We start from the raw sequence: 12687 nt of genomic DNA on the forward strand, positions 1-12687 counted from the left end.
TTTATCCCCCTCCCAAAAGGGCGAGGGTGTTTTATCCCCCTCTCCCTTTGGGAGAGGGACGGGGTGAGGGCAAAAGACCGCTTCAGCGTGCCATTTTTTGGCGGAATTCAAAGAAAACCTTAGATTTCCAGGATATGTTACCGGGTCGTGTCAGGAAGAGGTCGGCCAGGTATGTACGGATTTAATTTAGTGTTACTGCTACTACAGCAGATGTGCGTGTTTCTGGTCATCGCCTGGCTAATGAGTAAGACCCGCCTGTTTATCCCCCTGGTGCAGGTCACCGTGCGCCTGCCGCACAAATTTCTGTGTTACGTCGTTTTCTCTATTTTCTGCATTATGGGCACCTGGTTCGGGCTGCACTTCGAGGATTCCATTGCCAACACCCGCGCCATTGGCGCCGTGATGGGGGGACTGCTGGGGGGCCCGGTGGTGGGCGGCCTGGTGGGGCTTACTGGCGGATTGCATCGCTACTCGCTGGGGGGCATGACGGCGGTCAGTTGTATGATTTCCACCATTACCGAAGGGCTGCTGGCGGGGTTGATGCACCGCTATCTGATCCGGCGCGGGCGGGCCGATAAAGTTTTCAGTCCGCTAACGGCGGGCTGCGTCACCCTGGTGGTGGAAGTCATTCAGATGCTGATTATCCTGGCGGTGGCCCGGCCGTATCAGGAAGCGCTCAACCTGGTCAGCAATATCGCCGCGCCGATGATTATTACCAACAGCGTAGGTGCGGCGCTGTTTATGCGCATACTGCTGGACCGGCGGGCTATGTTTGAAAAATATACCTCGGCTTTTTCCGCCACCGCGCTGCGGGTGGCGGCAGCCACCGAGGGGATTTTGCGCCAGGGCTTTAACCAGGAAAACAGCCTCAAAGTGGCTCAGGTGCTGCATCACGAGCTGGATATCGGCGCCGTGGCGATTACCGATTGCGAAAAGCTGCTGGCCTTTATCGGCACCGGTTCCGATCACCATCTGGCCGGGCGCCCGGTCTCTTCCGGGTATACCTGGCGTGCGATAGAGACCGGCGAAGTGGTCTATGCCGACGGTAATGAGGTGCCTTACCGCTGTTCTCTGCATCCCAACTGCAAACTGGGATCCACTCTGGTGATTCCCCTGCGCGGCGAAAACCAGCGGGTGATTGGCGCCATTAAGCTTTATGAAGAGAAGAACCGGTTGTTCAGCTCCATTAACCGAACCCTGGGCGAGGGTATCGCCCAGCTACTGTCGGCCCAGATTCTGGCGGGGCAGTATGAGCGCCAGAAAGCGCTGCTGGCCCAGTCCGAGATCAAACTGCTGCACGCTCAGGTGAATCCTCACTTCCTGTTTAACGCCCTGAATACGCTAAAGGCGGTGATTCGCAACGACAGCGAGCGCGCTGGTCAACTGGTGCAGTATCTCTCGACCTTCTTTCGTAAAAATTTGAAACGCTCGTCGGAGGTCGCCACGCTGGGCGACGAGCTGGAGCACGTTAACGCCTATCTGCAAATCGAACAGGCACGCTTTCAGTCCCGGCTCCATGTGGCGCTGGAGGTGCCAGAGGATCTAAAGCAATACCAGCTTCCGGCCTTCACCTTACAGCCCATCGTGGAAAATGCCATTAAGCACGGTACTTCGCAGCTGCTGGGAGACGGCGAGGTGATGATTCGCGCCAGTCTTGAGCAACAGAACCTGATGCTGGTGGTGGAAGATAACGCCGGGCTGTATTGCAGTGACAACATCAGCCATCAGGGCCTGGGAATGAACCTGGTGGATAAGCGTCTGCGGGCGCGTTTTGGCGACGATTATGGGATTTCCGTCGCCTGCGAGCCGGAGCAGTACACCCGTATCGTGCTGCGGCTGCCCGTTGAGGAGAGGATATGTTAAGGGTACTGATTGTCGATGATGAACCGCTGGCCAGGGAAAACCTGCGGGTTCTGTTGCAGGATGAAAGCGATATCGAAATCCTGGGGGAGTGCGTCAACGCCGTCGAGGCCATTGGCGCGGTGCACCGGCTGCGCCCGGATATTCTGTTTCTGGATATCCAGATGCCGCGCATTAGCGGGCTGGAAATGGTCAGCATGCTCGACCCGGAACGGCGCCCGTGGGTCGTTTTTCTGACCGCATTCGACGAATACGCCCTTCAGGCCTTTGAAGAGCACGCCTTCGACTATCTGCTTAAGCCTATTGAGACGGCCCGGCTGGAAAAGACGCTTAATCGTCTGCGTCAGAGCCGCCAGGCCCAGGATCTGTCGCGGCTGCCGGGGGGAGAGCCGCCGCTGAAGTTTATCCCCTGTAGCGGCCAGAATCGTATCTGGCTGCTGCCCATCGACGATGTCGCTTATGTCAGTAGCCGCGCGGGCGGGGTCTGGGTAGCCAGTAAAGAGGGCAAGGAAGGGGCCACCGAACTGACGCTGCGTACCCTGGAAGAGCGCACGCCGCTACTGCGATCCCACCGTCAGTACCTGGTTAATATGGCGCATTTACAGGAAATTCGCCTGGAGGATAACGGCCTTGCCGAACTGCGGTTACGTAACGGTCAGACCGTGCCGGTCAGCCGCCGTTACCTTAAAGCGTTGAAGGAGGCGTTGGGGTTGTAGTCCGTGATACAGTGGCTAATGGCGTCAAAAGAAATTATTCCACAAGGATTTGCCGTCAGAGATGGGGCAGAGATCGCTGGCGACTTCTGCCCGCTCTTTGGCAAGGCTGCGAAATGTCGCTTCTATCCATTGTCGGTCGGGGAGAGACTGATTTCCTTTAATAATGCTTTGTAGAACCAGTGAATCGATAAAGGCAACGACGGCATCGGCTGAAGAAGGGGTTAACTTAAGATGCTCTTCAAATATCGCTTTGTTCGCCATAATAAGTTGTCGGGCGGTAGTTCGCAGGCGGGGGCGAGAGATAGCGGCAAGGAATATTTCATATTCTTTGATGATTGAGGGGTTTTGATGAAACAGCCAGAAAATAAAATCCGTAAGAATGGTTTCTTTTTTTAATGGTGGGCTGTTATGAAACCATTGGCTGGCATTTTTAATAAAATCAGAAATGGAGCGTAAAATAACAGCGGAATGTAGGTGGTCCAGAGTTTTGAAATGATAGGTTATCGTTCCGGGGGATATATCCATGCTGTCGGCAATTGCCCGATGGGTGCAGGCGGAAAGTCCCTGATCATGGATAATCCATGTGGCGTTATTTAGTATTTCCTCGATCGTCATTTCGCTGCGTGATCTTAACGGTTTTTTTATTCTGCTATTATTAAGGTTGAACATGTTACATTCCTGCAATACACCATGCGTTAAATCATAAAGCAAGTTACCCCATTGGCAAAGCGAATGATAACGTCGGGTGATCTCGCTCACCCTTCTACCGCGCATGTCGGTACTGAGCAGGATGTCGTTCAGCAGGAAAAATGGCATAATAAAGACGTGGGATTAATTGTACTTAGTACAATAAAAAGAGCCAAACTCTGATTGCAGGGGGATTAACGTAACAGAATAGCATTGATGACTATTTATTTATTAATGTACGAATGGTCGTTACGAAAAATGTGGCGTGGTTGTTATTTTTCTTCTTGTTTTTTTAGTTTTGTGTTAATAATTTTTTGTTTTCGCAGGCAGGATGTGCAGCGTTCGCCATGCAGTTGCAGGCAATGCCGCGAAAATAAAATAAATTTATACACAAGGTTCTTTTTTATGAATAAGAAAAAATCGCCAGGGTTGAGTGGGAAACTGTTCGCTATCATATTAATAGCGTTTGGCCTGTATATGCTAATTGGTGGTGGTTGGCTCATCGCCTTAGGCGGCAACTGGTATTATTCAATCGCCGGGGTGCTTAGCATTGGCGCTGGCGTTCAGCTATTTAGAGGAAAGTCTTCTGCAATATTATGGTTTGGGGTTCTGTTGGTTGTTTCCTTAATATGGACCATTATAGAGTCAGGGACCTGGTACTGGCGGTGGGTGCCGCGTTTTGCCTTAATGCTGGTCTTCGCCATCATCTTCTCTTTCTTCCTGCCGCGCCTCAGTTCGACGTTTGCAGGGGGCAGGGCAAAGTGCATTAGCGGTGTGTTGATTGTACTCTTCTTCGTTGCCGCGGGGCTGGCCTTTGCTCCTCATCATGTGACCGAGGCAACGCAGCTTCCAGCGGTGAGTGAACATGACTTTAGCGCGGATACCAGCGATGGCCCGGATGGCATGACCCCATCTTCCGACTGGTATTCATACGGCGGTAGTCAGGCTACGCAGCGCTACTCTTCCGCCCAACAGATTTCACCGGAAAATGTCAGCAAGCTTAAAGTGGCCTGGCAGGTTCATGCGGGCGATCTTCCAACTTCATCCCGCTGGGGAACGGAAAATACGCCAATCAAAATAGGCGACTTTCTTTATATCTGTACCGCCAGTAATAATATTGTGGCGCTGGATCCTTCAACGGGGAAAGAAAAGTGGCGATTTGATTCTCAGGCGGATAAAGATGCTATCCCCTATACGCCTGCCTGTCGCACGCTGGCCTATTTCGATGATTCCAAAGAGGGTGGATCAGCTCACTCATCGCCCGCGTTGCTGTGTCAGCGGCGTGTGATTATGGGGACGCTTGACGATCGGGTCATTGAAGTCGATGCCGACACGGGAAAACGTTGCACCGGTTTTGGGAACAATGGCGAAGTTTCAATTCTGGAAAATATGGGGGAAACCTATAAAGGCTATGTCGCGATTACCTCCGGTCCCGTGATTGTCAGGGACACCATTGTCGTCGGTCATCAGGTGGTTGACGGGCAGCGTACCTTTGGACCGCCGGGCGTGGTAAAAGCCTTTGATGTTCGTACCGGTAAACTCAAGTGGGCGTGGGATGCCGCGGCACCTTACGATCCCGCGCCGCGCTTCGGCGATGATGCCTATAAACGCGGCTCTCCGAACGTCTGGACAACCTTTACCGGCGACGACAAGTTAGGGTTGGTATACCTGCCTGTGGCCAATGCTTCTGGTGACTACTGGAGCAGCTCGCGAACGAAAGAGGAGCTGGAGTTTTCACCTTCAATCACGGCACTGGATATTGAGACCGGAATGCCACGCTGGAAATTCCGGACCGCTTATCACGACGTGTGGGATTATGACGCGGCGGCCTCACCGACGCTGGTTGACTACCCCGGTAAGGACGGCAAAAAAATTCCGGCATTAATCGTGCCGACCAAGAACGCCGAAATCTATGTGCTCAATCGTGAAACCGGTAAGCCTTTGTTCGATGTCGAGGAGCGTCCGGCTCCGCAGGGCGGGGTGGAGCCTGAGGCTCGAGCTAAAGTTCAGCCTCACTCTACCTTTAACAGCCTGCGTAAGCCCGATTTGACGCCGGAAAGTACCTGGGGACTCACGCCACTGGATCAACTTTACTGTCGTATTCAGTACCATCAGGCTAACTATGACGGCGCCTATACGCCGCCGACGTCAGATAAGCCGATCATCGACTATCCGGGGTATAACGGTGGGGTCGACTGGGGCGGTGTGGCGGTCGATCCGCAGCGCGGTATTCTGGTGGTTAATTACAACGATATGCCTAATTACACCCATCTTATCCCGCGTGAAACGGCAAATAAGCTGGGGTGGCGGGCGATGGATTCGATTAGCGCCAGCAAGGATACTCTGGGGCATGCTGAAGGCGCCAGCGATCCGCAGGAGGGGGTGCCCTACGCCGTCGACGTGAATGCCGGGTGGCAGATGAAGTTTACCGGTATGTTGTGTAAAGAGCCGCCTTATGGCTGGATCCGGGCGGTGGATCTGAACACTGGTCATACCCTCTGGGATCGTCCTCTGGGCACGGCCCGCAAGAATGGGCCTTTTGGTCTGCCGACCGGGTTACCCATTAATATCGGTACTCCCAATAATGGTGGGTCTGTTGTTACCCGATCGGGATTGATCTTCATTGCTGCCGCAACGGATGACTTAATTCGTGCGATTGATATTCGCACGGGGAAAACGCTTTGGTCTGCGCCTTTACCGGCTGGCGGCCAGGCAAATCCCGCTATCTATCGGCATAATGGCAAGGAGTACCTGATTATTGAAGCGACGGGCCACCACTTTATGCGTACGGCCAAAGGCGACTACGTTACGGCGTATGCATTACCGTAATTTATAGCGCTGCCAGGACAGGGATGTCCTGGCCATCAGGAAAGTGATTCCCTTAGCACCAGCCCATGACAGAGAAACAGCGCCCGCTCGCGACTGACCGCCGCCAAATCTTCCGTGATGCTATTTTCAGTGAAGGTTTGAATCAGAACGCCAAGATAACAGGAGGCCATGGTCTCTACGGGAATAATGCGGGAATAAAAACCTCTTTTCTGCTCAATGACCATGTTGCGGGCAATCCATTTTTTTAGTTTCGCTCTGTTTACCTTATCGTGGGGAGGATGGAACAGGCTGATAATGGTCAGATCATAATGGGCATAAAAAAAAGTCAGGAACTGATAAAGGCTGTGGCTGATATTATCGACGACATTATCTTTAGGCAGTGATGCCTCGATGAGCATAGAGACCACCAGCTCTTCAAGCTGATTGTCGAATTCGCTCATAAGACAATCATAAATCTCTTCTTTGCTCTTAAAATAGCTGTAAAAAACGGGCTGTGTGACGCCGGATTTTTTCACGATATTGCTGATTTTGGTGGCGTGAAAACCGTGGGTGGCAAATTCGTTCGCGGCCATTGACAGCAAGCGTTCACGCGTTATCTCTCCCTTGGTTTTTTTATCTCTGTGCATACGTTGAGGAATCCTGGCCAGTACGGCCAACCAGACTAAAACTAACCTTGCAGAGAAGCAATATCGGCGGGGCCCTCCCCGGTTAATCAGGGAGGGCGACTGGGTTATGACAGCAGCGATTTTGCCGTCTGCACAATATTTCTGACGGTGAAGCCAAATCGTTGAAACAGGACGTCGGCTGGCGCTGATTCACCAAAGGTTGTCATACCGATAACGGCGCCATCCAGCCCGACGTAGCGTTCCCAGTACTGGGCTGAAGCCGCTTCAACCGCCAGCCTGGCGCGGACGGATTTCGGCAGTACGCTTTCTTTATAGTGTGGCTCCTGGCTATCGAAGGTTTCAGGAGACGGCATAGAGACGACCCGGGCGCTAATGCCTTCATTGCTAAGCTGCTGCCAGGCCTGGATAGCCAGCTCGACCTCGGAGCCAGTGGCTATGACGATGAGCTGAGGCGTGCCCTCGCAACTGCGAATCACGTATCCACCTCTGGCGATATTGTTGAGTTGCTCAGGATCGCGCTGCTGCTGAGGTAATGTCTGGCGGGAAAGGCTGAAGGCGGTTGGGCCGTCGGTGCGTTCAATGGCGGCGCGCCAGGCAACGGCGGCTTCGACCCGATCGCAGGGGCGCCAGGTTCTGAGCCCTGGCGTTATTCGCAGGCTCGCCAGTTGTTCCACCGGCTGGTGGGTAGGACCGTCTTCCCCCATCCCGATGGAGTCGTGGGTATAGACCATGATATGGCGTAATTTCATTAATGCGGCCATGCGTACCGCATTACGGGCATACTCGACAAACATCAGGAAGGTTGAGGTGTAGGGCAGGAAACCGCCGTGTAGCGCAATGCCGTTCGCCATCGCGGTCATCCCGAATTCACGCACGCCATAGTGAATGAAGTTACCGTCAGCCTGCTGATGAACCGGAACCGAGCCGGACCAGGTGGTCAGGCAACTGGGGGTGATATCCGCGCAGCCGCCAAGATATTCGGGAAGAATCTGGGCGAATGCCTCCAGCGCGGTCTGTGAGGCTTTGCGTGTCGCAACATCGACCGGAGTCTCCTGCAACTGCTGGATCAACGCGTCAGCATAATCATGCCAGTTTTCGGGGAGCGCCTGATGTATTCTGCGCTGATATTCGGCGGCCTGCTCCGGCCATTTTTCACGATAGGACTGGAACAGACTCTGCCACTGCGCTTCCCATTCCCGCCCCTGCTCCCGGGCGTTCCATTGCTGGTATATATGTTCGGGGATCTCAAAAGCGCCGTATGGCCAGTTAAGTCGCTCCCGGGTGAGTTGGGTTTCGGCGGCGCCCAGCGGGGCACCATGTATCGTTTCTGAACCGGCTCGGTTCGGGGAGCCGTAACCGATAACGGTTTTACAGATGATCAGGCTGGGTTTTTGTTTTTCTGCCCGGGCAGCTTCGATAGCAGCACTAATAGCCTGTGGATCGTGACCGTCCACATCACGGATAACGTGCCAGTGATAGGACTCAAAGCGTAATGGCGTATTGTCGGTGAATACGCCGTCTGTTGAACCATCAACGGTAATGCCGTTGTCATCGTATATCGCGATTAATTTTCCCAGGCCAAGCGTTCCGGCCAGGGAGCATACCTCGTGGGATATCCCTTCCATCAGACAACCATCCCCCAGAAAGGCGTAGGTATAGTGATCCACGATGGCGTGTTCGGGTCTGTTGAACTGTGCGGCCAGGGTCTTTTCAGCAAGGGCCATACCGACCGCATTGGCAATGCCCTGACCCAGGGGGCCTGTTGTGGTCTCAACCCCCGGAGCGTAGCCATATTCGGGATGACCAGGGGTTTTCGAGTGCAGTTGGCGGAAATTTTTAATGTCGTCGATAGAGAGTGCGTAACCGGAAAGATGCAGCAGGCTGTAGATCAGCATCGATCCGTGTCCGTTGGAGAAAACAAAACGATCCCGGTTGTCCCATTTAGGGTTATCAGGGTTGTGGCGCAGGAATTTGCGCCACAGAACCTCGGCAATATCGGCCATGCCCATCGGTGCGCCGGGGTGGCCTGATTTCGCTTTCTCTATGGCATCGATACTAAGGATTCGGATTGCATTAGCTAGTTCGTTGGGCATTGTCATGTTTCACCTGTATTCTCGCTACAAAAGCTACTTAGTTGTAGATTATATTCATAGCATCAAGCAAAGAGGTATTGGTTTGGCTTTAACGAAGAAAGGGAGTTTGATCACAATATTTTCCGGTGAAATTCGGTTTGCACACGGTTAATACGTCTATATGACATTGAGGAGTAGGATTGTTATCTACTTATTAGTAGCTTTTTTTTGGCGAGGGCCAAAACAAGAGTACGATGATGACTGAGCCTTGCCTGTAAGAACAAAGGGGCCATCAGCGGCCCCTTTTACTATTCATCTTACGGTATTAATGCCCCGAAGAGACCTTCACACCGCCTTCCGGAATCGGAACGTACGGCGTTTCTTTGTCGGTACGCTCCGGATTATTACGCACCTGTAGCCAGGTCTTCACGCCATAGAACAGGATGCTGTACACCACCACCAGGAACAGAATGCTCAGGGTGGCGTTGGTGTAGTTGTTCACCACAATGTGGTTCATATTGGTTATCTGCTCTGCGGTCAGGCTGGAACCCTGCTGTGCGATCTGCTCTTTATACAGACGGGCCATATAGAAGAAGCCTTCCATCTGCGGATTGTTGCTGAACAGCTTAAGGCCCAGCGCCCAGGTGGTGCAGATAAGCAGCCAGATAGCCGGCAGCATGGTGACCCAGATGTAGCGGGTACGCTTCATCTTAATCAGGATCACGGTGCCCAGAATCAGCGCCACGGCGGCCAGCATCTGGTTAGAGATACCGAACAGCGGCCACAGGCTCTTCACGCCGCCCAGCGGATCCACCACGCCCTGATACAGCAGATAGCCCCACAGCCCTACGCAACCGGCGGTGCCGACGATACCGGCAGGCAGCGAGTTGGTTTTCTTCAGGAACGGAATAAAGTTACCCAGCAGATCCTGGAGCATAAAGCGACCGGAGCGGGTACCGGCGTCCAGGGCGGTCAGGATGAACAGCGCTTCGAACAGAATCCCGAAGTGATACCAGAAGCCCATATCGGCCGCCGGAATGATCTTATGGAACACGTGGGCGATACCGACTGCCAGGGTCGGTGCGCCGCCTGCGCGGTTCAGCACCGAAGGTTCACCGATATCCTTCGCGGTTTGCAGGATCTGCTCCGGCGAAATCACAAAGCCCCAGGAACTGACAGTCGCTGCCGCATGGACCGTGGCCTCTTTCAGTTGGGCCATAATCATCGGCGCCTGATCGGTGCCCAGTTCATGCAGGTTCGGCATGGTAATGCCAAGACCGGCCGGTGGGGTGTTCATGGCGAAGTAAAGACCCGGCTCGATAATCGATGCCGCCACCAGCGCCATAATAGCGACGAAGGATTCCATCAGCATGGCGCCGTAGCCAATGAAACGGGCGTCGGTTTCACAGGCCAGCAGCTTGGGCGTGGTGCCGGATGCGATAAGCGCATGGAAGCCGGAAACCGCGCCGCAGGCGATAGTGATAAACAGGAACGGGAACAGCGCCCCTTTCCACAGCGGACCGGTACCGTCGATATACTGAGTCACCGCTGGCATTTTCAGGTCCGGATTCAGGATCACGATACCCAGCGCCAGACCGACAATAACCCCAATCTTCAGGAAGGTGGCCAGATAGTCGCGCGGCGCCAGAATCAGCCAGACCGGCAGCAGGGCAGAGACAAAAGCGTAACCGATCAGCGCATAAGTGATGGTAGTGTCTTTAAAGGTCAGCGCCGGTCCCCAGTAAGGATCGTGGGCGATCACGCCGCCAAACCAGATGGAGGCCACCAGCAGCACAATGCCGATAACGGAAACCTCACCCACCCGGCCCGGGCGAAGAAAGCGCATATAGATACCCATAAACAGCGCAATCGGCACCGTGGAGCAGACGGTAAATACCCCCCATGGGCTTTCGGCCAGGGCTTTCACCACAATCAGCGCCAGCACCGCCAGGATGATAATCATAATCAGGAAGCAGCCGAACAGCGCGATGGTGCCCGGAACCCGGCCCATCTCTTCTTTGATCATCTCACCCAGCGAGGCACCGTTACGGCGCGAGGAGATAAACAGCACCATAAAGTCCTGCACTGCGCCCGCCAGCACCACACCGGCCAGCAGCCAGAGGGTTCCCGGCAGGTAGCCCATCTGGGCGGCGAGTACCGGCCCCACCAGCGGACCGGCACCGGCAATGGCGGCAAAGTGGTGACCGAACAACACATAGCGGTTGGTGGGCACGTAGTTAAGGCCATCGTTGTTGATGACCGCGGGAGTTGAGCGCGTTGGGTCGAGCTTCATGACCTTCTGCGCGATATAGAGACTGTAATAGCGATAGGCGACCAGATAGACCGACACCGAGGCGGCGACTATCCAGAGTGCGCTGACGTGTTCGCCGCGCCGTAGCGCAACCACCGCCAGACAGCACGCACCGAGTATCCCCAGTGCGACCCAGGGGATATGCCTGATGAGTTTGTTGTTATTCATAGGGACCTGCTTGTCTTTTTTTTGCTGTTTGTTGACTAAGAGAAGACCGCACTGACTCCTGTCGCGGTCGGGGGTAAAAAGGGTTGTTTCCAGCGTTGGCCGTATAGTCGCAAATTTGTACAGCGCTCTGGGGGAAAGTTGATTGAGCGGTCGTATGGCGTGGCGAGCGGTTGCTGCGTCGCCCGAGCGGTTATCCGGCGTCGCTAACGGCTTGAAATATGTGATTAATGTCTCATAAAACGCCCGGGAAAGTCCTGGTGACAGCGCTGGCTTTCACCGGGAGTGGTGTCATAATCAGCCCTGATCGCAACCGTTATGGAGAACGATAATGGCAAAATTAATACAGATTCACTTCGATTTCAGCGGCCCGTTTGGGGCGCAGATGGCCACACAGCTTAAGGATCTGGCCGAATCCATTAACCAGGAGCCGGGATTTATCTGGAAAGTCTGGACCGAAGATGCTCAGCGCCAGCTGGCGGGGGGCATCTACCTGTTTGAAGATGATAAGAGCGCCCGGGCCTATATGGCTAAGCATACTGCCAGGCTTCAGGCCATGGGCGTTAACGAGGTGGTCTGCGAGTTGTTTGACGTTAATGAGCCGCTGACGGCGATAAACCATGGCGTTACGCAGCGGTAAGCATAACCCTAATGATCAAAGGTGGTGTTGATACATCCTTTGGCGGCGGCCCGTTGTTACTCAGGCATGATAAAAATCTCCAGGAAGGAGGCGATAGGTGCGTATTGAGGAAGAGGAATACCTTGATGATTACAGGTTGAGAAGAAAGAAATTTATTTATGATCGTCGGGTTCATCATAGTTATGTTTTTTCTGCTGGTCATCAGTTCTACACGGTTATTGTCGGCAGTCTGGTTGATGAGGACATATTTACCCGAATAGGTTATGAGATGCCGAATGGTATTCCTTTCCCTGGTAATGGTATGGCTGAAGTGTACTTTGATGTCTTTGATGGAACGGATATCTCTGGTGACTTCAGGCTCGTACAGTTCGCTGGCCTGGGGAGTGCCATTGTCCTTCAGACTGTCTCCCTGGCGTTGATCTCCCATTTTGAGACCTTTAACGTGGGTGGTTTCGTTTTTCAGGCGGCGGCTGGAGGTGTGGTTGACAGGGGGCGTAGCATCTCACTGGAAGAGACTTACGACTACATCTTTGGGTTAAAAAATGAACCGAGGTATAATCAACATACTGGGTTGCCAAAAAAGATTCCGCGCTCACTGTTACCAGAAGAGTTACGAGCATATAAACATGTTGTCGAAGGGAGGGCATGCTATGCCATATTGTCGTAAGCAATCTCGTTCAGTTCCTTTCGCCTGGGACTACAACAAAGATAAGAGAGTGTTTAAGGCGTTGGTCGATGCCGCAGTGGTGAATGCAAATGAACCCTTTGAGTCGAAGTATTT

9 protein-coding genes are annotated in these 12687 nt (G+C 53.6%); 5 read left to right on the top strand and 4 right to left on the bottom strand.

From position 1 onward, the window contains the following. The first annotated feature begins 171 nt into the window (after window positions 1–171). Both SCU88_RS06530 and btsR read left to right on the top strand, forming a co-directional pair. Entirely contained in the window at window positions 172–1863 is a 1692-nt protein-coding gene (locus SCU88_RS06530; protein ID WP_138096216.1) for a sensor histidine kinase, read from the top strand. Next, window positions 1857–2576: a two-component system response regulator BtsR gene (gene btsR / locus SCU88_RS06535; RefSeq protein WP_175339538.1), complete on the top strand. Its 720-nt coding sequence runs from the start codon at window positions 1857–1859 to the stop codon at window positions 2574–2576. Before SCU88_RS06530 ends, btsR begins: the two co-directional genes overlap by 7 nt. A 24-nt stretch (window positions 2577–2600) precedes the next feature. On the opposite strand, the gene SCU88_RS06540 is transcribed toward btsR, so the two are convergent. Further along, window positions 2601–3335 carry a TetR/AcrR family transcriptional regulator gene (locus tag SCU88_RS06540; RefSeq protein ID WP_431810102.1) on the bottom strand — a complete coding sequence of 245 codons (735 nt, stop codon included), beginning with the start codon at window positions 3333–3335 and terminating at the stop codon, window positions 2601–2603. 333 nt (window positions 3336–3668) lie between these two features. Between SCU88_RS06540 and SCU88_RS06545 the strand changes: the two genes are divergently transcribed. Next, window positions 3669–6092 carry a membrane-bound PQQ-dependent dehydrogenase, glucose/quinate/shikimate family gene (locus SCU88_RS06545; RefSeq protein WP_175339540.1) on the top strand — a complete coding sequence of 808 codons (2424 nt, stop codon included), beginning with the start codon at window positions 3669–3671 and terminating at the stop codon, window positions 6090–6092. Window positions 6093–6127: 35 nt separating this feature from the next. Here SCU88_RS06545 and SCU88_RS06550 read toward each other — a convergent pair whose 3' ends face one another. The 3 genes from SCU88_RS06550 to SCU88_RS06560 form a co-directional block, all read right to left on the bottom strand. Then, a complete protein-coding gene (locus tag SCU88_RS06550) occupies window positions 6128–6718 on the bottom strand; it encodes a TetR family transcriptional regulator (RefSeq protein ID WP_175339541.1) in 591 nt (196 codons plus the stop codon). 104 nt (window positions 6719–6822) lie between these two features. Next, window positions 6823–8817 carry a transketolase gene (gene tkt, locus SCU88_RS06555; protein WP_175339542.1) on the bottom strand — a complete coding sequence of 665 codons (1995 nt, stop codon included), beginning with the start codon at window positions 8815–8817 and terminating at the stop codon, window positions 6823–6825. A gap of 298 nt (window positions 8818–9115) precedes the next feature. Beyond that, window positions 9116–11269 carry a carbon starvation CstA family protein gene (locus SCU88_RS06560; protein ID WP_175339543.1) on the bottom strand — a complete coding sequence of 718 codons (2154 nt, stop codon included), beginning with the start codon at window positions 11267–11269 and terminating at the stop codon, window positions 9116–9118. A 328-nt stretch (window positions 11270–11597) separates the two neighbouring features. Between SCU88_RS06560 and SCU88_RS06565 the strand changes: the two genes are divergently transcribed. Together SCU88_RS06565 and SCU88_RS06570 are read left to right on the top strand one after the other, a co-directional pair. After that, window positions 11598–11906: a monooxygenase gene (locus SCU88_RS06565; protein WP_431810103.1), complete on the top strand. Its 309-nt coding sequence runs from the start codon at window positions 11598–11600 to the stop codon at window positions 11904–11906. Between the two features lie 97 nt (window positions 11907–12003). Next, window positions 12004–12573 (top strand): hypothetical protein, encoded by a 570-nt coding sequence (locus tag SCU88_RS06570; RefSeq protein ID WP_175339544.1) that lies wholly within the window; start codon window positions 12004–12006, stop codon window positions 12571–12573. The last annotated feature ends 114 nt before the right edge of the window (window positions 12574–12687 follow it).

This window comes from Jejuibacter sp. L23, from assembly GCF_050815825.1.
Classification (GTDB): domain Bacteria; phylum Pseudomonadota; class Gammaproteobacteria; order Enterobacterales; family Enterobacteriaceae; genus Jejubacter; species Jejubacter calystegiae.

What these genes read in the sequence shown, in the direction of transcription:
- btsR (WP_175339538.1), top strand. Translation starts at nt 1,857, where the DNA reads ATGTTAAGGGTACTGATTGTCGATGATGAACCGCTGGCCAGGGAAAAC.
- SCU88_RS06550 (WP_175339541.1), bottom strand. Translation starts at nt 6,718, where the DNA reads ATGCACAGAGATAAAAAAACCAAGGGAGAGATAACGCGTGAACGCTTG.
- SCU88_RS06545 (WP_175339540.1), top strand. Translation starts at nt 3,669, where the DNA reads ATGAATAAGAAAAAATCGCCAGGGTTGAGTGGGAAACTGTTCGCTATC.
- SCU88_RS06565 (WP_431810103.1), top strand. Translation starts at nt 11,598, where the DNA reads ATGGCAAAATTAATACAGATTCACTTCGATTTCAGCGGCCCGTTTGGG.
- tkt (WP_175339542.1), bottom strand. Translation starts at nt 8,817, where the DNA reads ATGACAATGCCCAACGAACTAGCTAATGCAATCCGAATCCTTAGTATC.
- SCU88_RS06560 (WP_175339543.1), bottom strand. Translation starts at nt 11,269, where the DNA reads ATGAATAACAACAAACTCATCAGGCATATCCCCTGGGTCGCACTGGGG.
- SCU88_RS06530 (WP_138096216.1), top strand. Translation starts at nt 172, where the DNA reads ATGTACGGATTTAATTTAGTGTTACTGCTACTACAGCAGATGTGCGTG.